The organism is Nocardia sp. CA-136227 (assembly GCF_050955695.1).
Lineage (GTDB): Bacteria > Actinomycetota > Actinomycetes > Mycobacteriales > Mycobacteriaceae > Nocardia.
In genome coordinates this window covers 4,067,379-4,091,765 of record NZ_CP192081.1, presented here as the reverse complement: position 1 = coordinate 4,091,765, position 24,387 = coordinate 4,067,379, and the positions used below count along the sequence as shown (strand labels likewise).

Below are 24,387 nucleotides of genomic sequence, written 5' to 3'. Positions count from 1 at the left end.
GCTTCTTCCTCAGGATTCCGTATTGGACAGCTCTGCGTACTGCTGCAACCCGATCGGCAAATTCAGCAGTTCCCACACCGCCGACCCTTGCCGCCACCGAGTATCGTGGGCAGGAACAGCCAGCGCGGCGCCCGGATACTCTTTCACGAGCGCCTCGAGGGCGACACGAAGCTCCATCCGCGCAATCGTCGATCCGAGGCAGAAGTGTGATCCGAAACCAAAGGTCAGATGGCCTTTCGGCGCTCGATCGAAATCGACCTTCTCTGGCTCGTCGAAAACGATCGGATCCAGGTTCGCGGCGCCCACCGCGGGCAGGACGAACTGCCCCGGACACATCTCGACGCCTGCGAGCGTAACCGGCTCCCGAACCTCCCAAGGCAGTGCTTCGCCACCCGCGATGGATGTCGTTCGCAGTAGTTCCTCGACCGCGGCGGCGATGGACTCCGGTCTTGCGCGCAGCGTCGCCCACAGGTCCGGCTGGCTCAGCAGCCGCAGCACGAACTTGCTCAACATGTGAGCCGTCGTCTCGAATCCGCCGATGATCAGCGCGAAGACGATGGTCGCAACCTCACGGGTATTCAGCTCATCGCGTCGTCCAGCCAACGCCGAAATGAGGTCGTCGCCGGGGGTGACACGTCGCTCACGAATCAGAGCCAAGACGTACTGACCAACGTCCTTGGCAACCGCGGCATGATTCTCGACGGTGGCATCGCCGACAGAGGAATCGTTGAGCAGAGCGGAAACCCAGGACGTCAGGCGATCGTGGTCACTTCGCGGAAGTCCCAGCAGCTCACAGAGCACGGCGACTGCGAAGGGTTTGGCGATCTCGGAGACATAGTCGCCACCCCCGTTCGCGGCCATCGACGAGAGGAGCTCGGCCATAATCGACTCGGCTCGTGCTTCCAGTCGATCGATCCGCGCGGAGTCCATCTCGCGCAGGGTCGCTTTTCGGAGCTTGAGATGGTCACTGTCGGACTGTCCGCCGATCGCACCTTGCAGCAAGACGCCGGCCGTGAGCCGGGGCGCAGCTTCGCTCGCCATCCCCGTGCGACTGAATCGCTTGTCCGAATACACCTGACGGGCGTCGTCGTAACCGGTGACAACGAAGCATGGATCACCGAAGGGCAACTGAAGCCGTGCCAGCCCATCGCTCTTGCGGACCTCGTCAAGTACTGGGTCCAAGCCCAGACTGCGCTGCGATCGGGAGGGAAATTTATGCAAAGGTATTTCAGGCATTGGAATCTTCTATCTCCGTGTTGTCGATATCCTCAAGAATGTGGTCGATTGCATTCGCCCATACCTCGAAGAATATGTTCGAGGCCGTCTGCTGGACTGCGAGAAAGCGATCCGACCTCTTCACCGCAGGGGTCATGTCGCCACCAACTCAGGCCGAGGCCTTGGGCGCCCGGCCACGACGCGATCCCCATTCCGCCTGACTCGGCGCACCCGAAACATCGAGACTGCCGGTAGCGTAGGCGAGCGAACCAACGGAGCAAGAACCGAAACGGCCCCGCTCGTCGTACAAACTCGCGGTACCGACGGCGATACCGACCCCAGATGCGTGACTGTCGGCCTCTAAACCAATCGACGACCCGATGGGTGTACGGGCCAGCACAATGGTGACGTCATGGTTGATGTATCCGATGCCGGTGTCGCCCCAACTGGTCAGGGTATTGGTTAGCTCGCCCACCATCGCCGTCCGCACAAATGGGGAGGAATCCTCGTTGTCGAGAAGATTGGTCTGATTGATCCACAGCCGCTTGCGGCTGGCGTTCTGATGCTCGGACATCATCAGACTCCACCTGTCTTCGTGGGCATCACTGCCCCAGCAGATGCCTGGTGTAGGCATTGCCTGACGAATCAGTCCAGGCGGAGCATACGAGCCGGTCGGAGGATGCCACCGCTGACCACCGGGTTCCCGCGACGGTCGCACGAAAACGGCTGTCGCACGGGCGATAGGCAGGTCGGCCTGGGTCACCAGCGCGTCCGCGATCAGGACGTTGCGTCCAGTGCGAACTCGAGTGGTAGTGACGCTGGTCGCCTCGAAGCGGCCCTGGCGGAAGATGTCGACGGTGAACCGGGCCGGGATCAGCCCGTCACCATCGGAATGCTCATGCTCGGCGACATACGCGGCCAGCCCGGCGACTGCCGCACCGTTGATACGATCGGCCGACCATTGGCTTGAAGCAAGCGCCAAGGGATAGAAGTCCCCATTTCGACATTCGAAGAATGCCATGTCTCCCCCAATCTGTACTAGTAGGAGTTTGTCATCGACTATTCGATTCCCATTCCGACGGCCATCATGCGATCTCGAAGGCTGTCCGGGAGAACTGCAATTCCCGCGAGAACACGTGCATCGCGACCGACGATGTAGCGGCCCCGCGGATTAGGCTTCTCGAAGATATCGATGACCTGGCGGGCGGCGTGCGCTGGATTCATGAGCGTGTAGCCGTCCAATCGTGCGAGTAGCTTCTCGATCGTTGCTCCATAATGCGCGGTGCTGATCTCCGAGGATCGTTCAGCCGCCCGCATCAATGCGAGCCCGGACTTTTCGTGGATCGCGCTCTCCGTAGCACCCAACGCCACCGAAGTCACGCGGATGCCCCAGCGGCCAAGTTCAATCCGGTACGCTGCACTGATCGAGTCGAGAGCCGATTTACTGGCAGATACGAGCCCGAACATCGGCACGGCCGTGCGTGCAGTGCCTGCGCTGATATTGAGCACCCGGGCTTTCCCTGGTCCGGTGTATGCACGAAGCGCCGGCAACAGCGCATTGGTAACCTGGAGAACACCGCCGACATTGACGCCGATCACGTTCTGAAACTCTTCTCGAGTCATCAGTTCGAGCGGCCCCTGAACGGCGTATCCGGCGCAGTTGATCAGGCCGTAGAGGCCGCCCGATCGACCGATGACCTGACTGCAGTAGTCACTGACACTATCCGCGTCCAGAACGTCCATCACACCGGTACGAACGTGTCGTATTCCGGAGTACAGGTCGACCTGCGAAGGACTGTGTACCGCGGCATGCACGGCAAACCCGTTCTGGGCTAGCGATTCGACCAGGTGGCGAGCGAGGCTGCCACCAGCACCTGTGACCACGACATTTCGCCGACCCTCGGCCGCGATCTCGTCCATTGCATTCATCTCCATGCCGGCTATCCCTGATCCCAGCTGACAGGTAGCTTTGTCAACCCGCCCGACAGCCGCTCGCTGTTCCGCGATAGATTGTCTATATCTGTAGCGAGGCGAAGATTCGGCAGCATCTCGAAAATTGTCTCCAACACGACTTTCAGTTCGAGCCTCGCCAGAGACGCAGCGACGCAGTAATGCCCCCCATAGCCGAACGCCAAGTGTTGGTTGGCCCGACGATCGGGGTGAAACTCCAGGGGGCTGTCGAACACGCTGGAGTCACGATTGGCCTCGTCGAGGTCGAAGATGACGAGGTCCCCTCGCTGAATCGTATGCGCGTCGACCCCGATGTCCTCGTGCGCATAGCGCGGAATTCCCGCCACTCTCGGCGATACCGGATGGGGGTGGCGCAGAACTTCCTCGACCGCCCGCTTCAGCGCGGCTGATCCGCTGTGAAGCTCGTCCAGGTATTCCGGATGCGTCAAAAAGAGGTACACGGCCCGGTCGATCGCCGCAGGAGTGTTCAACTGGCTGGCGAACCGGAGGCCTGCGGCCAGTCCGATGATCTCTCTTCGTGACTCGTGCGGATTGTCACGAATATAGATACTCATATCAGAGAGAAGGTCTTCGGAAGGGTTGCGAAGCTTCTGGTCCAGGAGCCGCTCCATATACTCCGTGAGCTGCATATCCGATTCCGTGGCCCGATCGATATTCCGAATGTCGAGGCAGCCCTCGGACCAATCGAGAACCTTGTCGTGGTCTTCTCGAGGTATACCCAGGATCAGGCTGATGGCCGACGCCGCAAGAGGCTCTGCCAGACTCTCCCTGATATCACCGGGTGGACCCACCCTACGCATGTCATCGATCAGGTCTCGCGCGATGCTGGCGATCGCAGGCTCCAGCGCTTTCATTCGCAGCGGCGAGAACGAGGATCCGAGCACTCGACGGACCAGGTCGTCCGGCCACGGATTGGAATCACCCGGCCGAAATTGAAGGCTAACCGATGTCGTGAATCGTGAAGAGTCGACTATGTCATGACAGGGGTAGCGTCGAAGTCGATCGTCGGTGAGTAAGTCTCGGCATGTTTTGTGATCCTTCACAATCCATGCCGGATCTCCAGCTGGGGACATACCCCGTACAAGTAGCGGATTCGCCATTCGATCAGTTTTTCCTTCGGCGATAGCAGAACTGATGAACCGAAACGAGTGTCCAACGCTGGTCTGCACCGGAGCAAGGTTTCGAGGCGGCAGGAAAATGCCACCACCGTGGCATATGACTGCCCATTCATGACCTGGCCTGGCGACGCCCGGCCCCAACCATTAACGTCCGAGCAGATTGATTTGATTTCTCGGCCGTAAATAAGGAGCATCCCGTGACAGTCACCGCCTCCGACACCTCCCGTGTGGCCCGTGCCCTGTCCCGGCCTGTCACGCTCAACGGTTTGACAGTTCCAAACCGCATCGTGATGGCACCGATGACGCGCATGTACTCCCCGGGCGGTGTTCCCGGTGACAACGTACGGGCCTATTACTCCCGCCGCGCTGCCGGCGGCGTCGGCCTGATCGTCACTGAAGGGACCTACGTCGGCCACGACTCGGCCGGGCAGAGCGATGAGGTGCCGCGGTTCCATGGTGATGAGCAGTTGGCGGCGTGGGCGAAGGTCGCCGAGGCTGTACACGCAGAGGGCGGTGCGATCGTGCCGCAACTGTGGCACATCGGAATGGTCCGCAAGCACGGCGAACCGCCCTGCGCCGAGGCCCCTGCGGTCGGTCCCTCTGGCATCCGCGTCGACGGAACCAAAGGGACCGGCAACGCGATGACCCAACGCGATATGGACGACGTCATCGGTGCCTTCGCTGAAGCCGCTGCGGCTGCTGAGCGAATCGGCTTCGACGGCGTCGAGCTGCACGGTGCACACGGATATCTCCTCGACCAGTTTCTGTGGACGCGAACAAACCGCCGAACCGACGCCTATGGTGGCGACTCGGTGGCGAGAACCAGGTTCGTGGCAGAGGTCGTGGAGGCGGTCCGAGCCGTCGTATCGCCTGGATTCCCGGTGATATTCCGCTACTCGCAGTGGAAGCAGGACGCCTACGACGCGCGGCTCGCCGATACTGCACAGGAGCTGGAAGCGATTCTGGCCCCGCTCGCCGCGGCTGGCGTGGATGCCTTCCATGCGTCGACCCGCCGCTACTGGCTTCCAGAGTTCGAGGGCTCAGATCTGAACTTGGCTGGCTGGACCAAGAAGCTCACCGGCAAGCCGACCATCACCGTCGGTTCGGTCGGCCTCGACGGCGACTTCCTCGATGCGTTCGCTGGGGCGGGCGCCGAACTCGGCAGCCTTGACAACCTCATCGACCGTCTCGAGCGTGAGGAATTCGATCTGGTCGCCGTCGGCCGCGCTCTACTTCAGGACCCGGAGTGGGCCTCCAAGGTCCTAGCAGGTCGGATCGGCGAGCTGACGCCCTACGACGCGGCAGCGATGAGGACGCTGAACTAGCCAACTCCGGCCGACACTAGGAACGGTGCGAGGGTCGAGTGTAGGTGGAATCTCGGAAGCAAACAGACCGTCGGCAGCGACCCGCCGGCCCGGGTACAGGTCAGGCTCGGAGTGCTGACCGCCATGGCTGCGCGTCGAACGCTGCGACCACTGTTGTCGGTGTCACGATCAGCTCGGCCAGCTCACACATCTGACGGTGGCATCCGTCCGGTCGAGGTTGCGATCTTGCCGAGCAGTCGATCCCGCACTTGCACAGCCATGTTCGCGAGATACTCCTGCGCAAGGGCCGCCTGAAGACTCGACCGGACGTCGTCACATCGGACTCGATAGACGGTCATCTGTTCGCTGGCTCTGCGCGCTGGCTCACTAACGACGCGACCAGAGAGTTCTGCGAGCACGATCGCCATCGGCGAGCGGTAGATCTCGTCGTTGTCGGCGAGAGCGCTGGTGTCGGGGCGAAGCTGTTGGGCGGCAGCCATCTCAGCGACAGCGTCGTCGACTGCCCGCTGTGCGGCGGTGGTGGCGAGCAAGGCGGATGCTGGCAGCCGGATGGCCCGAACCCGCGCGATCACCTGCGGGTCGATGGCCAACGAGATCAAATCTGGTGCCCCCCGTAGGTTGATGTAGCGCACTGCGCGGCCACCGCGCCTCGCCACGGCCACCAGGGGTACCTCGCCGACCCAGTACCCCAACTCTCGGTGAATCCCCACCGCTATCTGGGTGGGCGGAAGCTGCAGCTGTACCTGACGCAACCAGTGCAAGATATGTTGTGGTGCATGCCTTCTGACGTTACGACGGGGATATTCACACTCGCCGGGGCCTTCCTGGGCTCGGCTGGCACGCTTGCGGTGACGGCGTTGACGGTACGCACCCAGCGTGCGCTTGCAAGAGACGCGCGGGACCAGACGATCCTCGACCGCCAATACGCTGATCACCGTGAATACTTGCTTCGTTCGACGCGAATGATGGAGGCGGCCAACGCGGTCGTCGCAGTCACCCATGACGGCGACCTGGCCCGTAATGAGAACGCTGGGCTCCTACACGGCGTCTACCTAGCGCAGTGGCTCTCCTACGCAGAAGCACACAGCGCCGCACACTTTGCCTGCCCGGAAGAAATTCTCGCTGAGCTAACCATGCTCCATACCGCCACCATGAAATTCGGGGAATCAGTCGACGCGGTTTGGGCCGCCGCTTTCACCGGTGAGGGTCATGAATCCGCGCTACGGCGCTGGGAACACGAGGACGAGGAGGTACGAACCAAGCGAACGGCGTACAGCACGACCGTCGTTCGGAGCTTCGGGCGCATGCGCGCCGACAGGTCTCTTGCATGAGAGCCCGGACTTGATCGGCGCCGCTGCGACGTCCAGGATCGCCAACGTCGCCCTGATCAAGGTCAACCGGGTCGGGCACAGTCACCCTCGCACCGCACACATGCCATCGTGCGGATACGGTGCCATGGTCTCCCCCACCAATCCCGCGACACACCCGACCCTTTTCATCACCGACCTCGCAGTCGGGTCCGGTTGCGGGCACCCTACCCGAATCAGGACGAGATGAGGCTGAACGGCATCATCCTCGTGGGATCGGCCGAGACGCAGGTCGTGACCGCCCGCGCCAGATCGTCCGAGTCGGTGTTGAGCGCTTTGAGGAGCTGTTTGAGGAACTGCGGGCCAACGGTTTTGGCGGCGATCTCCCACAGCGTTCCCGCGACGGTCGCGACACCGGCGTAGGCCAGCGCGTGCGCGACCGACGTCGCGGGCGTGAAGGTGTTGGCCCGCCCGGATTCGCAGGCCACCACCGCCCATGGTGTTGCGGTCAGGTCGAGGCGGCTGAGTTCACCGAGCCCGAGGGCGGACGACGCCGAGGCTTTGATACCGGCGCGGGCATAGTCGAACACATCGCTGCGGGTGTGGCAGAACAACACCAGCGCGGTGCCGGGCCGGGCAACTTTCCGGATCTGTTCGATGGTCAGTGCCGCGGAGTCGGATTCGGAGTCGAACTCCACCAGCGATACCGGCAGCGCACGAAATACCTTGCTGACCGCTGCGGGTAGCTCTACCGCCCGATCGTCGATGATGCACACCCGCTCGACCCGCGGCGGGCCAGTGGGGTCGGGCTCGCGTTGTTCGATCGCGCGGTGGTGGGGGTGGAATCGGGCGATCCCGCGAGCACCGATCAGGGTGCCGCCGCGGTATTTGAGGGTCTCCCACGGAATCCAACCGGTGAATCCCAGGCTGTTGATACGCACGCGATCATGGGCCTCGAGAGCGTCGAGGATCGGGGCCAGCGATGCACTCAGCGCTTCCCGCAACGGCCGGAAGATGAGGACCTCGTCGGTGGGAGGTTTGAGACCGATCTCGAGCAGTTGTCGGGTAGAGGCCCTGGGCAGCGGCGCGGTGACGACCTCGACCTGCCCACGGTGCTCGATGAGGGCGACCACGTCAGTTCCGGAGACGAAGGTGTGACACACCGTGTCCTGCAACGGGTGTTGCTGCCGCTGAGTCCACCAGCAGGTCGTCGCCCGCACGCACTGGGCCGCGCCTTGCCGTGAGAGCTCGTCGGGACGTTCGGCCAGGGCCGCGATCACACCGGTGTAGTGATCTCGTACCCGCGCGACGTAGCCGGCACGTACGGGGCTGTACATCGGATCGGGTTGGGTGAGCAAGATGGTGTCCAGGCGTCGCACGGACTTGAGTAGTCGCGGCGTCGGCAACGTCGGATCGAGCTCGGTCATCAACAGATTCATCAGCAGGTGGTGATCACGATAGGCGTCTCGCCACGCCAGCGCTCGCGCCTGTGCGGCCCCGGTCTCGTCACCACAGACCGACAGTGCCCGCGCGGCGGCCACCATCGACCACCCGAACACCCGGCTCGGGTCATCGACATCGGCCAACGCGTTGACACGACTCACCAAGCGGTGGGCGCGTTCACGGATCGCGCGGCCGGGTCGGCCTGCTAACGCGCCTTCGTCCGGCGGGCGATTCCTCAACACCAGAGCGAGTTCGCAGCCCAGAATCATCGCGTCGAACTCGAGCAAGGCCAGACGTCGTGTCGGGTAGCTCGCCGAAGCTTGTTTCCCTGCCAGTATTTTCGCGCCGACGATCACCTCACGGCAGTGGTGGCGGTATCGCCAGATGATCTGGTCGCGGGCGGAGTCCATCTTGATGATCTGGTAACTCATCTCAACCCACTGCAGCGCGCACCGTGAATGTTCGGTGAAAAACAGCAGGGCAATCTCGGTGGCCACCCGGGTCGGTTCGGTATGCAGTCGACGAGTGAACTCGTCACCTGCCTCGATGGCGTTACTCAATTCAGTCAAGACCACATCCGGGACGCCGGCGCCGACCCGGGCGTCGCGGGCGAGGGCCAGCGCGGCTGCCAAGGCCTTGCTGGCCGCGTGCACATCGGCGTCCGTGATGACCCCTCGACCGGACCCGACAGCCTCCACACCCACCGGACCCTCCGTATCGCGCGGCACTCACTGACGGCCACGCCTGCACCATCTGGAGCCAAACCTGTTGCCGCCGAAGATAATACCGCTACCTAGCCGACGCGGCCTGTGGTTTTCCGCCACGCGAACGCTCTGAGCCTTCAACCGCGTGGAGATCAGGGGTGGCGGCACCCCGGAGCCTCGACTGCCACCCTGCCCGTGAACCGATTCCCCGCAGCCGCCGCCATAGTCTCGAAGTACCGGGTAGCCGAGCCTTCCAGAGGAAGTGGCGCAACACCGGGCTGGCGGCAGGGAACGCCGCCCGAATCACCTCGCGCAGCTGCTGATTGACGGTTCGGCACTTCATCATGACTTCGGAGTCGGCGCCGTGAACGGCCCGCAGCCGATACCTGCCTGCTCGGCGCTGATCAGATTCTCGATGCAGGCCCGTGCGAGCCGGTTCCGCTCAGTCGCGGGAGCCAACGGGTCACCGAAGGAGGCAAACACCCCAACTTTCCGTCACAGTGACGCTAACTTCCCAGCAGGGGCCCCCTCGAATTCTCACCAGTGAGCCGCCAACGACCCCAAACGCCTCCGGAACTGACAAATAGAGCGAGAATCCCTCCGGAACTGACAACTAAAGCGCGACAACAAGGGCGGAATCTGTCGCATCCAACCTGTCAATTACCAGGTCAGGACTGCCAACTAAACTGCGAACAGACACTGCGGATTTGGTCGTCGACGTCAGCTTGCGTTGCCCGTGCTGGAGATCTACGCGCTGCGGCCGGTTGGGCGTCGCCGGTTCGTTTTCCGATGTCGGTGGGACGTTGGACTTCGGTCTGGGTTCCGTGCGGCTGCGGATCGGATTCGGGCGAGTTGCCCACTGCGGGGTGGTGAGCAGGGACCACCCTGGGCGCATTACGTCACTGTGACGGCATGGGTGTTGCTCGGGCGTCGCTGGGCGGCAACCCGGTTGCCACGCCTGGTACGAGGCGGCGACGAGGCCGGCTGCGCGTCGAAGCGTTCGTTCCCGGTTTCCTCACCGCTAATGTCTGCGCGACGCAGGTGGCAACAGTCTTGAGGTCGCCCATAAGGCATGGAAGGCGGCATGGTCCTTGGCCGTGCCGACCCGGTGATGGATGATCGGCAGCGACGTTGACACCGGGATCGGAAGGGATTCGCCATGACCAGTTCACCCGCCGAGCTCATGCGACGCAACCTGCTCGATGTCTTCAACGAACCCGACCCGGGTCGCCGGGCCGCCGTGATCGCCGAGACGTACACCCGCGATGTGGTGTGGCACGAACCGGATCGGATCAATGAGGGACGCACCGAATTCGAGCGGCGGGCCGCGGAGATGCTGGCCGAGAACCCCGACTGGGTCTTCTGGCCCGCGGGCTCGGCGTCCGGACTCGACGACATCGGTCACCTCGGCTTCCATTACGGGCCGCCCGACCGGCCCCCGATGGTCAGTGGGATGGACATCGCCCGGATCGAGGACGGTCGCATCGCCGAGCTCTATACCATCGTCACGGAGCTCCGGCCGCCGTCCTAACGATGCGGTAGTCGGTGCACAGGACGGTCTCGGAACGGCCAGGTAGGTCGACGAACAGTCGTGTTGACCGATGGGCCAGGCGCTGCGGTGAAGCTGTTCGATGTCTCGCCGGGTAATGGTGCGGTCGAACGCAATCCGCTGGGTCTCGGCGGGGAGCCCTTCGATACGCCGGGCGAAGGTCTGCCGGAGTCGTCGGCCGACGGGCGTGCGACCGAGGTTGGCAGCGGCCGGGCCGGCGGGCGTCGGAAGTTCGATCAGCGCCAATGGGTTTCCCTGCGCGTCGGCCAGTACCTGCCGCATCGCCCGTGGCGGCAGCTCGGGGAAAGCCTCGGTGAGCAGCTCCGTCGCGGCGTCGTCGTCGAGCGGTCCGACGACGATCTCCGCAAGCCCCGCACCCTCGAACACACTGTCCTCCCCCGCGCGCACCACACCGAGCAAGCCGACGCCCGTGCCGTCCAGCCGTCGCGCGAGGATGCCGAACAGCGTGGCACTGGCTCGGTCGAGCCACTGCAGGTCGTCGACCACCACCAGTACCGAGGACTCGGCCGCGGCCGCGGACAGCAGGGCAAGCAGTGCGTTCGTCAGCGCGAGCTGATCGGGCGCAGGGCCCTCCTCGACGCCGACGGCAACGCCGACCGCGCGGCGAGAGTCGGGCGGGATTGCCGCGACCTCGGCGGACAGTGGAGCGATCAGTTGGTGCAGGCCGGCGAAGCTCACCTCCGCCTCGAATTCCACGCCGGAGGCACGCAACACACGCGCACCGAGTTCGGCCGCGTGGGCGGCCGCCGCGCCGAGCAGCGCGGTCTTCCCGACGCCCGCTTCGCCGACCACCAGCCGCGCCCCGCCCTCGGCCACCGCGGATTCGACGAATCCGTACAGCAGGCCCAGCTCGCGCGCACGTCCTACCAGCCGTCCCGGCGACACCCAACCCTGCACATCCAGACCCTACTACCGGCGGGACGGCGTTCGGACTGCCAAAGACAGTCATTTGACCGATTCGTAGTGGCTGCCGGAGTTCGTAGATTCACTGCTGTCCACCAGGTTTCGAAGGAGACAAGATGAGTGCCACCATCGTTCTCGTACACGGCGGTTTCGTCGACGGCGCCGGCTGGCGCGGGGTATACGACGGGCTGACCGCCGACGGCTTCGATGTCCGCATCGTGCAGAACCCGACGAAGTCGCTGGCCGACGACGCGGCCACGACGCGCGATGTACTCGACGGCATCGACGGCCCTGTCGTCCTCGTCGGCCACTCGTACGGCGGTGCCGTGATCACCGAGGCCGGCAACCACGACAAAGTCGGCGCGCTGGTCTACGTGACCGCCTTCGCCCCCGACCAAGGCGAATCGGTCAACACCCTGCTCGGCACCTTCCCGACCGACGGGCCCCAGCCCCCCATCCTGCCGCCGGTCAACGGCTACCTGTTCCTGGACCGTGACAAGTTCGCCGCATCGTTCGCAGCCGACGTCTCCGAACAGGAGGCGGCGTTCATGGCCGACTCCCAAGTGCCGTGGGGGCTGGACGCACTCGGAGGCGTCGTGACCAAGGCCGCCTGGCAATCGAAGCCCAGCTGGTACCTGCACGTCACCGAAGACCGCATGATCCCGCCGACCGCCCAGGCCTCGATGGCGCAACGCATCGGGGCCACCGTCGCCGAGACACCCGGCAGCCACGCGATCTACGTATCGCAGCCCGGCGTGGTCGCCGACCTGATCAAGAAGGCCGCGGCGACGCTCCAGTGAGACCCTGTGTGCCGCTCGCATGCTCGGGCGGCACACACGGCTTTCCGAAGCCGGCGAGCAAGGTGGCCACTATCCGCGATGGCCTCGCCCACCGTCGGCGCGGCCCTATCGGCGCTGGATCAGGCCGACGGCCGCTACGGCCTGCAAACCATGTGCGAGGCAGGCAGATTGGCCAAGGCCGTGACCATCAAACTGCTGAACTGAGCGTTGCTTCGGCCGCCGATGAATCCAACAAAGGTCGGATAGGCAGTAGTGGTGTAACTGAACGGGATCCGGCGCTAAGCCTTCGGGATCCGGCGCTACGGATTGGTCGGTGAGCGAACCAATTGTTTTGATTCGGAAATCGCGAGCATGGTTGTGGAGCTGGTAGTTTCATTTGCGGCTGTGCAGGATGAGGGCGCGCGGCGGCATATGGCCGGTACGGTGCGTTGTCCCGGGTCGAGTTGGAACGGTTTTTCGATCTGGACGATGAGGACCGCAAGCTGATCGCGGCCCGACGCCGGGATTCGAACCGGCTCGGGTTTGCCCTACAACTGGTTACTGTCCGTCATATAGGGATGTTCCTGCCCGATCCGCTCGAGGTGCCTGCGGAGTTGGTGGAGTACCTGGCCGCCCAGCTCGATATCGCGGATCCGGCGTGTGTGACGTCCTACACCGATCGGGACAAGACCAAACTCGAGCACGCCTGGGAGATCCAGCGCGAGTGCGACCTTGTGCCCTTCGCCGAGGTCGAGGCCGAGTTGGTGGCGTGGATCGCCGATCAGGCGTGGATGACCGGCGACGGCCCGAAAGCGATCCTCGACGGCGCGGTCACGTGGCTACGGAATCGTAATTCCCTGCTGCCGCAAGGGGTGACGACCCTGGAAAGACTGGTCGCGGCGGGCCGTCAAACCGCAGATCAGCGGTTGTGGGCGCAGCTCGGTGCCCCGTTGACCCCGGCGGATGAGCGGCTGTTGTTGGGCATGTTGGAGCCTCGGGTGGAGCACCGGCGCAAGGTCATCGATATGGAGCGGTTGCGACGGGCGGTGTTCAAACCGTCAGGGAAGGGCCGAATCGGCGTGACCGTGGTACTCGGGTCCGCTGCGGGTATGAAAGGTGAGGACCTGGTCTTGGTTCCGATCGAACACAATCTCGAACGGTCCCTGTACCTTTGCGGCCCCTCCGATCGGCCGTGGCATCCGGCTGTCGCCCACATGGTGGACACGACACGTTCTCGAACTAGGTCGGCGCAGCAACCACCAGTGTCTCGACACCAGTCGTCAAGGCAGGTTCGATAGCGGAGATAGTGCCCGAAACCCCGAACCGAGCAATCGATATCGGGTCCGACTCCACGCACGGTTCGATCATGGCCTGGAACGGCTTGCCGGGCAGGGGCTCCACCGAGCACGGCGCCATCGACTCGCGCTGGAAGGTCGCCCACAGATCGAAACCCTCTTCCGAAGACATACCGGCTGGTGAGATTCCTGGCCCACCCACCGTGACATCACGCACCTTCATCGGGGCGATCGTGCCAGCGACACATCATCTTCAGCCAGTCCGCCACGCGCGCACCAACCTGTCACCAAGCAACCGCCAAGAAGGCGTCCTCCAGCCGAGCCCCTACGTCCACCGCTGCCTGGAGTTTGCAGTGACCCGTGGCCCTTCGGCACCCGCGCCGACCGCAGGACCGAGGCATGACCAGCGCCGCTGGAATACCGCAGATCCCGAATACATGCACTCCACCGGTTGGCAATGATCACGGGCGTCTGGAAATGACGCAGTGGTGCCCGGCCCGCTCGCTCAGTCCCCCGGGCCGATGATGGAGCGGGTGGGGCTCAGAGCGTCGGTTCGATCGGCACGCGGATCCACCTGGCCAGACCGACTGCGATCATTTCCAGGGCGGCCGTCTCGGTAGGCGCGGCCGCGCCGGTGATCACGACGAGTCCGCGGCACCGATGACCTCGCGGAACGGTGGCGGCTGGGTGCTGGACGGACTAGACTTCCGTCGCCGGGCACACAGTTGGCCCGGCTGCCGAAGGCGGCAGCAGGATGGCCAAGGTCGGGGTCGGCCCCGGACGGAGGTTACGCGACATTCCGGCGACCATTGATGCCGAGTGGATCGAGAGCCTCTCGCACTGTGCCCTGCCGCAGATCGAGTCTGCGCAGCTCGTCGAGGCAGTTCGTACGGCGGTCGGCCGGCTCACTGCCGCCCTTGCGGGCGAGTATCCCGATATTGAGGTCGTGCGGCAGGTCGCGGCCGATCTCGTGGCGGCCGGCGCCGCGGACCCGGTGGTCGTCGCCCGCTCGGTACCGAGCCTGTGCGGCCTGGCCGAGCGGGCCGGTCACGGCGCGGCCGATCGGGTCGCCGCGATCGTGGGCGCATTCGGCGAAGGGTTCGCCCGGGCGGCGGCCGAGGCCGCCGAGGCCCGGTTCGAAGCGATGGAGGCCGCTTACCTCAACACGCCCGTGGCTATCGTGATCGGCAGCACCGACGGCATGATCTACGAGGTCAACCCCACATTCGAGCGGCTGATGGGGGTTCGCGCCAGCGATCTGCGCGGCACCCCGGGATATCGGCTGTTGCCGCCGGACCAGCGTGAGCGGGTCCTGAGCACGCTCCGATCGGGGCAACGTTTCACATCCCAAGGACCGCTGCCACAGGCCGATGGGACCGAGATCTGGATGGCCTGGACCGGGCTTCCGGCGACGTCGAGGTCCGGCCGGCACTACATGCTCGGATTCGGCCAGGACATCACCGAGCAGCGAAAAGCTACCGAACAACTGAAGTGGCAGGCCCTGCACGACCCCCTCACTCTGCTGGCGAACCGCCGGCATCTGCTCGAGCATCTGGGACGGACGGCCGGTTCGTGCGGGCCTCTGGATACGGTCGGGGTGTGCGCACTGGACTTGGACGCGTTCAAACCGGTGAACGACCGGCACGGTCACCTCATCGGTGACCAGTTGCTGGTCGAGGTCGCGCATCGGATGCAGGCGGCGGTCGTGGGCGCTGACTGGTTCCTGGCCCGGGTCGGCGGCGACGAGTTCGTGGCGGTGATACCGCCGGGGACGGACACCGACAGGATCTATGCGATTCTTTCGGGCCTGCAGGCCGCGCTGCGCGAGCCGTACCATATCGGTGGCCACGACCTCAGCATCACCGTCAGCGTCGGCGCGGTGCTGGGCCCGATGACCGGACACGATCCGACCCAGGTCCTCGATGCCGCCGACCGGGTGCTCTACGAAGCCAAGACAAACGGGGCGGATCGGCTGGTGCTTCGCCGGTTCACCGCGGACGGCGATCTGCCGTCGAGTCCATGAACCAGCGCACGGCCAAGGCGGTTCCGCCGATGCCGGAACCGTTGTGGTCGGCCGGGCCCACATCGGTGATCGAGGTATCGACACCGTGTCCGCGCAGCGCGGTCTGGCAGTACGCGCTGTTGCTCCCAGCGCATAGACCCGAACAGCCCACTGGCCGAGGCGAATTGGGACAAGCAGCGGCTCGGCGCGTATCACCCAGGCCGATCGGGTCGTGTTGAACTCTGCTCGCCGACCTGGCCCACCGATCACGTCATCGATGAGCTTCGGTGCGAGCTGCGCACCGAATCAGTTGGGCGGCACTGGGTTCAGGAGTGGAAACCGGCGGTGGATGGTGCGGATCTGTCGTCGAATCCGCTCGAGTTCGGCGTCGATCGCCTGATTCGGTTCTCCGCTGCGCCATTGGCCGCGCCGTCGCATCAGAGAGCCCATATGGTGTTCGAGCTCGGCGAGGAACACCCGTGCCTGCGCCTCCTCTGGATCCGGCTCGCTCACCCGAGCCCCTGATCAGCGAGCCGTGGAGTACAGCTTTCGTGTCGCCATCCGCTCGACGGCGCTCACGCTCGTGTGGCGCTCACGCCGCAGGCAACCGGCGGCTGGTTGGAGATCGTGACACTCGATCGCCCCTGGCGATCAGCAGTCCCAGACTGACGTGTCAGAAGGCGGCAGCAGCAGAACAACCCGTGTGGTCGGCCACCCACCCTGACGATTCGATGGCTGTCATCCCACGCGTTGCGTAACGCAACCGGACGCGGCCACGGTTACTCTTCGTGACCGACGCCGGACAGAATGCCTGCACGGCGGTACCGACGGCGAATACTGGCATGGTGGCGTCGGAGATGAGCTGGCCGGGCCGTCCGTCTGGTGATTCCTGGCGGCTGGCACCGCACGCCGCAGAGCAGGTCGATAAGGCTCTGCGCGGTAACATTCTCGCCGCTACGGACGTCACAGCTGGGGCAGCCTAACCTGCCCGGAGTTCACGTCCGCCAGCCAACCGGTATGCCGGGTGTCAATACGTCGCGGGCAGGACCGGAGGTGAGTCGATGAATGCGGGCAAGACACTCGGTGCCTGGTGGCATGACCCGGTCGACTACCGGTGGCTGGTCCGCACCCTTGCAGCACGGTCGACGTTGGGTCCGGTGAAGGTCCTGATCGGCTTGGCAGGTGCGGCGATCGCGGTGATGGGCGCGGTGATCGCAGGCACGCCTGTGGGGCCGCCCGGTCAACCGGGCATCGCCGCGACGATCGGGGTGGCGTCGGGAATCTTGTGGGCGCTGCGCTGGTGGCTGCTGCCCTGGCCGAGCAGGACCGAGTCGCTGGTACTGATCGGCTGTGCCGACTTGCTGTTCACGACCGAGTTCCTACTACTGCCGAATCGGCTGTTCGGTGCTATGGGCGTGGTGCTGCTCGTCGTCACCGGCAGTTACGTCAGTTTCTTCCATGGCGCGCGGGCCTTGGCCGTGCACTCGGCATGGTCTGTGCTGTCGGTAATCGTGTTCTCGGTGCGTATCGTGACCGGCGGCGGTGACGTCCGCCTGGCCCTGGCAGTCGGACTGCTGCTACTCGCGGCAGTTGTGAGCGCGCTCGCGTATCAGATCATGAATTGGCTGCTGCGGACCGAATCGCTGTCGGATCCGCTGACCGAACTGCTGAACCGGCGGGGTCTCGAAATCCGGCTGCCCCCGCTGGTGGACAGCCATCCCGCCGTCTGTGTGATGACCTTCGATCTCGACGAGTTCAAGAAGATCAACGACACCTACGGCCACCGCGTCGGCGACGCCGTCCTGGTCTCGACCGCCCGGCGGCTGCTGGATGCTGCCGGGGAAACAGCCGTGGTCGCACGCACGGGCGGTGAGGAGTTCGTGGTCGCCGCTCCGATCACCGCGGCCGCCGCACGCACCGAGGCCGAACGGCTGCGCCGCGCGGTCGCCGAACCGTCGGAGACCGGAGTCCAGGTCACCGCGAGCATCGGAGTTGCGGTCTTCGACACGACGACCTGCCCGCAGTGCCCCCGCCCGACCACCGATCGGCTGCTGCAGTCCTCCGATGCCGCCATGTACCGGGCCAAACAGTCCGGCGGGAATCTGGTGGAGGTCGACGAATTTGTCCCGCCCGGGAACGATCACCACCCTCCTGCCCGATAGCGACCGGATGCGCGCCACAGACCGTTGAATCCGCGTCAGCGTGGCCCGGTGTCATTCGGTGGCGGGGTGAGACCGAGGTGCTGGTGTGGGGCACGGACGACGACAGATTGATGGTGGTCGCCGACGCCGAGGTTGACCGACAATTCTTCGAGAACGTGAGTATCGGTGCCACGCTCCTCACTGGCCGGAGGCTGACCGATGCGGTGAAATCGGCGGCTTCGGCTGGAGGACTCTGTTGAGCGCCGGCACCGGAAGTGCACGCCGCCCAAACCGCCCTCTTTGGCGTGAGTCGCGGCCAATTGCATTGCGGGGCGATAGATTACCGACTCAGGCGGAGCTGATGGATCCGCTATTGCTGGCTGAGATCGAGGAGAGCGCCGGTGAACTGGCAGGTCACCATTCTCGCCGGAGCTGGGGGCGGTCTCGTTGTCGAAGCTGTCGCGTTCCTGGCGAACCTCAACGAGTACCGGTTGGCACGCCGACAAGTCCGCGCTGCCAGCCGCCGGAGAGCGATGCCGCCGTGGAGCAGGTACTTCGACCCGCTGCCGGACGCGCTCGCCGCCGCGACTCGTCTGCTGCTCGGCGCGGGGGCGGGCGCGGCGTTCCATGGCCAGGTAACGACCGTCGTCGCCGCAGTCGCCGTCGGTGCTGCAGCGCCTGCGCTGTTCGGGCAGTTCGGAGCCGCGCGGTCGATGAGAGAATTGAACGAGGCGACCGGAGCCGCCGCGGAACAGAAGAACTCGCAATGACCAACCCCCCACTGCGTAGCCGGTACTGGCGTTCGATCACCTCGCCACTCAACAGAGGGTCGGCAACTCCGCGCGGACGAGCGGGATACACTCTGCTGCAACGCTATTGGGCCTCATTGACGCGTTATCGACTGCCCGAGATGACGGTGGACCGCGACATCGCGACACCGCGTGACTCGAGCGCGGTGGACGTGACCCCAGCTCATCCCTACACCAAGCCCACGTGGCGGGGCAGGAACCTGTACTTGGCCGAACTCGTCAACGCGGATCTGACCAGCGCGCAGCTCGACGGTGCGAACCTCGGCCACGCCATCCTCAGATACGCACGACTCACCAACGCTGCCCTGCGCAGTGCGCGGATGCAGGATGCGGACCTCACCGGCGCGAACCTGCACGAGGCGAACCTCATGGGTGCGGATCTCACCCACGCGACCCTGCACGACGCGGACCTGACTCTGGCATTCCTGTACCGCGCGAACCTGTCTGATGCGAAACTGACCCTCGCGAACCTCACCGAAGCCGAACTGGGCCAGGCGAACCTCGCCGGCGCGGACTTCACCCTCGCTAACCTGACCAGCGCCACCCTGGCCGACGCCCACGGTCACCGCGCAACCCTGACCGGCGCGGAGATGAGTTTTGCCGACCTGGGTAACGCGCGGCTGCCGGAGGCGGACCTCACCAGCGCGAACCTGCACAGCGCCAACCTGATCGGGGCCTGGCTGCACTACGCGAGCCTGGCCGAAGCTGATCTCACCAGCGCGAGAGTCGGACTCGCATCTTTGATAGGTGCGGACCTGAGAGGCGCGGACCTGACCGGCGCGCAGATGGCCAGGACCGACCTGTCGGACGCCGACCTCACCGGCACGAAACTGCCCCGATGGGAGGACATTTCCGAGGTGACCTGGACTGCTGAAACCAGGTGGGGTCAGCTCGCCGAGGAGGTTCGCGCCCGTTCCGTCGTACACGAAGAGCACTACGTGCTGAACCCCTCCGGGAGCCAGCGCGCGGACGTGGTCGCTGAACGCTGAGCCGTCGAAGGCGCCCGACTCGGCATAGCGGTGCCCGCCCCGCGCTACGAGGCGAGCACCCGGCTGGCAGGTCAGGCGTTGCAGCTGACCACCGCGTAGCGCCGCACCAACCCCGGTGAACTGTCGGCCGGTATCGGTACCGTCCTGTGTCGTGGAACCTGGGGTACGAATCCAAGAACTCGCCGACCGCATCACCGTGCTGCGCGCGGCCTACTACGAGGGCGCGCCGTTGGTCGCCGACGCCGACTACGACGTCATCGAGGACGAGCTGCGTGGTCTGATCCTGGCCCATCCCGGGCTGACTCCGGATCCGAACCCGCTCGACCAGGTCGGTGCGCCGGGCGTGCTGCACGCCCCGGTCCGGCACGCGCGTCCGATGCTGTCGCTGGAGAAGTCCACCACGCCCGAGCAGGTCGCCGCGTTCTTCGCGCGTTTCCCCGGCCAGTCGGTGGTCGTGATGCCCAAACTCGACGGACTTTCGCTGTCGCTGGTCTACAACAACGGCCGCCTGGCCCGCGCGGTCACCCGCGGCGACGGCACCACCGGCGACGACGTCACCCCGCTCGTGCGGGCCCTCGTCGACGGCGTCCCCGACCGCATCGAGCCTTCGGGCCGTGTGGAGGTGCGTGGCGAGGCCGTGATGCTGCGCTCCACCTTCGCCGCCTACAACACCGCCCACCCCGACAAACCGCTGATCAATCCGCGCAACGCCGCCGCGGGCACGCTGCGGGCGAAGGATCCGGCCACCGTGGCCGAGCGGCGGCTGCAGTTCTTCGGCTTCGACCTCGACACCCCCGCCGCCGACACCGCGGTGGATCTGGAGGACGGGCTGCAAGCGCTGGGCTTCACCGGCGCGGCGATGCGGCACTGCGCCGACGCCGAGAAGGCCCAGGCCGCGATCACCGACATCGAAAATAGCCGGAGCACACTGGATTACGACATCGACGGCGCGGTCCTGCGCCTATCCGACCGGGACGCCTACGCCGCGGCCGGCACCCGCTCCAACTCCCCGCGCGGCGCGCTGGCGTTCAAATTCGCCGCCGAGGAGAAGACCACCTTGCTGCGCGAGGTCATCTGGGACGTCGGCAAGACCGGCAAGATCGTGCCGGTCGCCTGGCTCGAGCCGGTGTTCGTCGGCGGCACCACCGTCACCAAAGCCACCCTGGCCAACCAGGAGGTCATCCGCGCCCGCGACATCAAGATCGGCGACACCGTGCTGGTGCGCCGGGCGGGCGATGTGATCCCGTTCGTCGCGGGCGTGCTCGACGCGGCCGCGCGCACCGGCGCCGAGCTCGACATCGTCGCCCCCACCATCTGCCCCTCCTGCGGGCAGCCGGTGACCGAGCAGGGCAACAGCCGGGAGTTGTTCTGCACCAACGTCTCCTGCCCCGCGCAGACGGTGCGGCGGCTCATCCACTGGGCCTCACGCGCTGCCGCCGACATCGACGCGATCGGACAGAAGTGGATCGAACGCCTCGCCGAGGCGGGCCTGCTGGAGAATCCGTCGGACTTCTACACTCTCACCAAGGAGCAGCTGCTCGAATTCGATGGTGTCGGTGAGGTTTCCGCCGCCCGCATGATCGAATCCATCGACAACAGCCGCCCCGTCGGCCTGCGCCGCGCCCTCATCGGCCTGGCGATCCCCACGGCCTCCGACGGCACCGCCGCCCGCCTGGCCCGCGCCGGATTCGCCTCCCTCGAAGAGGTCGCCGACGCCGGCGAAGAACGACTGGTCGAGGTCGAGGACATCGGACCGAAGGTCGCTGCCTCCCTCGACACGCACCTCGCCCGCCTGCGTCCAGAACTCGAGCGGCTGCGGGCCCACGGCGTTTCTCTTGACGTGCGTGAGGAGGACCTGCCCCCTGTCGTCGCCGCCGGCGCTCCCCTGACTGGTAAGACCGTCGTGATCACCGGTGCGATCAGCGACCCGCGCTCCGGGGAGAAAGTCGCCCGCCCGACCTTCCAGCGCCTGTGCGAAAAAGCTGGGGCCACAGCCGCTTCCTCGGTCTCGGCCAACACCGACATGCTCATCACCGGTGCCGGTGTCGGCGACAGCAAAATCGCCAAGGCAGCGAAACTCGAGGTGGAGGTGGTCGATCAGGCCGACATCTGGAAACTGCTGATCGACGCCAACGTCGCGTAGGCCCCTGGTTTCGCCCGAGCGGAGACCCTTCCGGGATCGGCGCGTTGACGACTTGATGAAAGGTCACCGCGGTCGCGATCGACGGCTGCGCCGCTGAGCTGTCCGCCCGCTACGACGAACTGCTGACCCAGCAGGCCAGACGGCTTAACGGCAGCCGACACGACGAACGACTACTTCACCGAGCAATCGACATCAGTGAGTCCGAGAGCAACGCGCTTGACCGGCCGCCTCCCGTGCGTGACCGATCAGCCTGACCGACCGTCGTCGACGAACGCACCAGAATCACGAAAGCGCTGACCTCCTTTGGGCCGCTCCCCCGGACTCGCGAGATCCCATTAATACGTCACTGTGACGTATTGTGGTGGGCTGGCTGGGTGGTGGAAGTTGTTGGTGTTCGGGCGAATTGGAGCCACCGGTAGGCCGGTCACCACCACCCCAGGATCGGCTGGAGTTCCCGGCCGAGCGCGGGGGCCAGCGACCTGGAATAGCTGGCGGTGAAGTGATGCTCGTCGTGGTAGATGAGGATATTGCCCTCGACCACCGGGCAGATATCAGGTTCGCAAACAGCATTGGTGAGGTCGATCGGGAACACGTTGGGGTAGGCCGCCGCGGGCTCGAGAGCCGGGTCGACCGGATTGAGGGCGTAGTCGCGTTTCATGCCGCAGCTGAGCCGGTCGCCGCCTTTGCTCAAACAGTCGATCCCGCTGTAGCGAATCCCATTGCGCCGCAACCACGGGGTGTCGCGGACGGCGATGACATTGAGATTGCGGGCGGACAGTTGGGACCACACATCCAGGTAGTCCTGGGGCGTTTCGTCACCACCGTCGTCCACGGGCCGGGTGCCAGTGGTGAACACCCAGTCCGGGCGGTCGGCGCCGAGACGGTCGATCACCTCACGGGACCAGTCTCGGCAGTCCGGATTGGGCTGGCCTTTGTACATGGCGTCCTCGGCGACGGTGAGCGGGCAGCCCATCTTCAAGTAGACGACGATCCGGAAATCGTTCTCGGCGGCGAGAATCTGCAGGGCGGGCAGCCAGTGCTCGGCGTGTGAACTGCCCACCACCGCCAGCGTGCGCTCCGCGGTGGCGTCTCCGTAGGTACAAGTCACCACGTCGCGGGTGTTCCAGTCCGCGATGCAGCCATCGAGGGTGGGCGGCGGCAATTCCGAGGGCGCTTCCAACACGGTGGGCCGCATCTTCGCGAGTGGTGCGGCTGCACCGCTGACCAATGCCTCAGCGCCGGGGTAGATCGCAGGATCCAAGGCAAATGCACTGACGGCCGATGTGGATTGGGTGCGTATGACGAAATGCCACGCCGAGGTCACGCCGATCACCGCTACGCCGAGCACCGCGATCATCGACCATGCGGCCCGCCGAATTCCGGTGGGCAGGGTCTGGGTCCGTGTCCCCGAACGCAGCGGCTGCTCGATCCACCGATGGGTCATCCAGGCGAGTACGAGCGAAGCGCCGATGATCAACACACCGTCGGTGAATCCCGCCCGCGGGCGGCCGGTTTCGACGAGCAGGAAGATCAGGAGCGGCCAATGCCACAGATACAGCGCGTAGGCCAGCTCTCCCAGGCGAACCGCCGGCGGAGTGCCGAGCAGCCTGTTGGGCAGGGGCCGCGACGCGGGATCGGTGTTGGCGCCGCTGGCGATCAACGCGATGGTCGCACCGACCGGAAGCAACGCGGCTGGGCCCGGGAACAGATCGGCGCCGTCGAGGACCACTCCGCAAACCAGTACCCCGGCCACACCGGCTATCGCCAGCAGCCACCGCATCGGCCGCGGCGGCGAGATCATCGGGGCCACGATCACGCACGCCGCACCGGCCAGCAGCTCCCACAACCGCGCGAAACTGTCGTAGTAGTTCCAGCCCTGATGCGTGGCCGCACCATGCGTGGCATACGCGAAAGATGCCACACCAGCAGAGGTGATGACGGTCAGCAGCACGGGGCGCAGCAAACGGGCGGTGCCCGGGCGACGGGACAGCGCCCAGGTCACGCCGGCCACGACCGTGATGGCGAGCAGGTAGTACTGGCCTTGCACCGACATCGACCACAAATGTTGCAGTGGACTCACGCTCGGGTCTGCGGCCAGGTAGTTCGACCACGACAGCGCCAACTGCCAATTCTGGTAGTAGAACATCGAAGCCATCGTCTGGGTGGCGATGTCGGACCACCGCGTGTACGGGCTGATGTAGAACGCGGCGACAACCACCGCGGCCAGTACCGCGACCATTGCCGGGACCAGCCGCGCGAGCGTACGTCGCACCATGGCGACCACGTCGACAGACCCGGTCGACTCGGCTCGACGTATCAGCATCCCGGTGAAGAAGAAGCCAGACAGCACCAGGAACACATCGACGCCGCCGGACACGCGGCCCATCCAGATGTGGAACATCACGACCAGCGCCACCGCCAGTCCACGCAATCCGTCCAGGTCCAGCCGGTACTCCGCGCCCGCCGTTCGACGCGGCGCATGCTGGTTCTCCTCGCGGACGCGAGTCGACAACCTCATCGGCTACCCCTGACAGCAAAGGTCCTGCGATGCAGCGAACGTGTCGGCTGATGCAGGGCGGACGGAAAGTGGACAGCGGACTGTTTACCACGATCGGTAGCAGTGCAAACGAACGCACCCGTCACTCACACCACACTCACAGCTCCCGCCCCGGG

Annotated in this window: 18 protein-coding genes and 2 pseudogenes; 11 read left to right on the top strand and 9 right to left on the bottom strand. The window is 65.3% G+C overall.

Features of this window, described 5'->3' with window-relative positions; all coding sequences use genetic code 11:
• Positions 1-9: 9 nt before the first annotated feature.
• From ACQP06_RS18855 to ACQP06_RS18840, 4 genes are all read right to left on the bottom strand, one after another.
• Positions 10-1,236 carry a cytochrome P450 gene (locus ACQP06_RS18855; RefSeq protein ID WP_433665852.1) on the bottom strand — a complete coding sequence of 409 codons (1,227 nt, stop codon included), beginning with the start codon at positions 1,234-1,236 and terminating at the stop codon, positions 10-12.
• Between the two features lie 148 nt (positions 1,237-1,384).
• Positions 1,385-2,236: an acyl-CoA thioesterase domain-containing protein gene (locus tag ACQP06_RS18850; protein WP_433665851.1), complete on the bottom strand. Its 852-nt coding sequence runs from the start codon at positions 2,234-2,236 to the stop codon at positions 1,385-1,387.
• A gap of 38 nt (positions 2,237-2,274) precedes the next feature.
• Positions 2,275-3,150, bottom strand: a complete 876-nt coding sequence (locus ACQP06_RS18845) for an SDR family NAD(P)-dependent oxidoreductase (RefSeq protein ID WP_433665850.1) — start codon at positions 3,148-3,150, stop codon at positions 2,275-2,277.
• Between the two features lie 5 nt (positions 3,151-3,155).
• Positions 3,156-4,070 carry a cytochrome P450 gene (locus ACQP06_RS18840; RefSeq protein WP_433665849.1) on the bottom strand — a complete coding sequence of 305 codons (915 nt, stop codon included), beginning with the start codon at positions 4,068-4,070 and terminating at the stop codon, positions 3,156-3,158.
• A 431-nt stretch (positions 4,071-4,501) separates the two neighbouring features.
• Between ACQP06_RS18840 and ACQP06_RS18835 the strand changes: the two genes are divergently transcribed.
• A complete protein-coding gene (locus ACQP06_RS18835; protein WP_433665848.1) occupies positions 4,502-5,629 on the top strand; it encodes an NADH:flavin oxidoreductase in 1,128 nt (375 codons plus the stop codon).
• Between the two features lie 182 nt (positions 5,630-5,811).
• On the opposite strand, the gene ACQP06_RS18830 is transcribed toward ACQP06_RS18835, so the two are convergent.
• Complete coding sequence (locus ACQP06_RS18830) at positions 5,812-6,219, bottom strand: hypothetical protein (RefSeq protein WP_433665847.1); 408 nt, start codon at positions 6,217-6,219, stop codon at positions 5,812-5,814.
• Positions 6,220-6,405: 186 nt separating this feature from the next.
• Here ACQP06_RS18830 and ACQP06_RS18825 point away from each other — a divergent pair, with 186 nt between their 5' ends.
• Entirely contained in the window at positions 6,406-6,960 is a 555-nt protein-coding gene (locus ACQP06_RS18825) for a hypothetical protein (protein ID WP_433665846.1), read from the top strand.
• Between the two features lie 212 nt (positions 6,961-7,172).
• Here ACQP06_RS18825 and ACQP06_RS18820 read toward each other — a convergent pair whose 3' ends face one another.
• The gene (locus ACQP06_RS18820; protein WP_433665845.1) at positions 7,173-9,032 is read right to left on the bottom strand and encodes a CHAT domain-containing protein; all 1,860 of its coding nucleotides are present in this window, start codon (positions 9,030-9,032) and stop codon (positions 7,173-7,175) included.
• Between the two features lie 1,210 nt (positions 9,033-10,242).
• On the opposite strand from ACQP06_RS18820, the gene ACQP06_RS18815 reads away from it, so the two are divergent.
• The gene (locus ACQP06_RS18815; protein WP_433673361.1) at positions 10,243-10,614 is read left to right on the top strand and encodes a nuclear transport factor 2 family protein; all 372 of its coding nucleotides are present in this window, start codon (positions 10,243-10,245) and stop codon (positions 10,612-10,614) included.
• Positions 10,615-11,079: 465 nt separating this feature from the next.
• Here the strand turns inward: ACQP06_RS18815 and ACQP06_RS18810 are convergent.
• Positions 11,080-11,538, bottom strand: a pseudogene (locus ACQP06_RS18810) (ATP-binding protein); the annotation flags it as partial.
• Between the two features lie 134 nt (positions 11,539-11,672).
• Between ACQP06_RS18810 and ACQP06_RS18805 the strand changes: the two are divergent.
• The 4 genes and pseudogenes from ACQP06_RS18805 to ACQP06_RS18790 all read left to right on the top strand — a co-directional run bounded on the left by ACQP06_RS18805 (position 11,673) and on the right by ACQP06_RS18790 (position 15,653).
• Positions 11,673-12,356, top strand: coding sequence for an alpha/beta fold hydrolase (locus ACQP06_RS18805; RefSeq protein WP_433665844.1), 684 nt, complete (start codon positions 11,673-11,675; stop codon positions 12,354-12,356).
• Between the two features lie 78 nt (positions 12,357-12,434).
• Entirely contained in the window at positions 12,435-12,560 is a 126-nt protein-coding gene (locus ACQP06_RS18800) for a hypothetical protein (protein ID WP_433665843.1), read from the top strand.
• A 212-nt stretch (positions 12,561-12,772) separates the two neighbouring features.
• Positions 12,773-13,633: pseudogene (locus tag ACQP06_RS18795) on the top strand (DUF4158 domain-containing protein); the annotation flags it as partial.
• Between the two features lie 751 nt (positions 13,634-14,384).
• On the top strand, positions 14,385-15,653 hold the full coding sequence (locus ACQP06_RS18790) for a diguanylate cyclase domain-containing protein (protein ID WP_433665842.1): 1,269 nt from the start codon (positions 14,385-14,387) through the stop codon (positions 15,651-15,653).
• A 285-nt stretch (positions 15,654-15,938) separates the two neighbouring features.
• Here ACQP06_RS18790 and ACQP06_RS18785 read toward each other — a convergent pair whose 3' ends face one another.
• Positions 15,939-16,145, bottom strand: coding sequence for a hypothetical protein (locus tag ACQP06_RS18785; RefSeq protein ID WP_433665841.1), 207 nt, complete (start codon positions 16,143-16,145; stop codon positions 15,939-15,941).
• A 548-nt stretch (positions 16,146-16,693) separates the two neighbouring features.
• Between ACQP06_RS18785 and ACQP06_RS18780 the strand changes: the two genes are divergently transcribed.
• The 4 genes from ACQP06_RS18780 to ligA all read left to right on the top strand — a co-directional run bounded on the left by ACQP06_RS18780 (position 16,694) and on the right by ligA (position 21,714).
• Entirely contained in the window at positions 16,694-17,794 is a 1,101-nt protein-coding gene (locus ACQP06_RS18780; protein WP_433665840.1) for a GGDEF domain-containing protein, read from the top strand.
• A 380-nt stretch (positions 17,795-18,174) separates the two neighbouring features.
• A complete protein-coding gene (locus tag ACQP06_RS18775; RefSeq protein WP_433665839.1) occupies positions 18,175-18,543 on the top strand; it encodes a hypothetical protein in 369 nt (122 codons plus the stop codon).
• Between the two features lie 116 nt (positions 18,544-18,659).
• Positions 18,660-19,571, top strand: a complete 912-nt coding sequence (locus tag ACQP06_RS18770) for a pentapeptide repeat-containing protein (protein WP_433665838.1) — start codon at positions 18,660-18,662, stop codon at positions 19,569-19,571.
• Positions 19,572-19,722: 151 nt separating this feature from the next.
• Positions 19,723-21,714 (top strand): NAD-dependent DNA ligase LigA, encoded by a 1,992-nt coding sequence (gene ligA / locus ACQP06_RS18765; protein WP_433665837.1) that lies wholly within the window; start codon positions 19,723-19,725, stop codon positions 21,712-21,714.
• Between the two features lie 424 nt (positions 21,715-22,138).
• Here the strand turns inward: ligA and ACQP06_RS18760 are convergent, their stop codons facing one another.
• Positions 22,139-24,232 (bottom strand): acyltransferase family protein, encoded by a 2,094-nt coding sequence (locus tag ACQP06_RS18760; RefSeq protein ID WP_433665836.1) that lies wholly within the window; start codon positions 24,230-24,232, stop codon positions 22,139-22,141.
• Between the last annotated feature and the right edge of the window lie 155 nt (positions 24,233-24,387).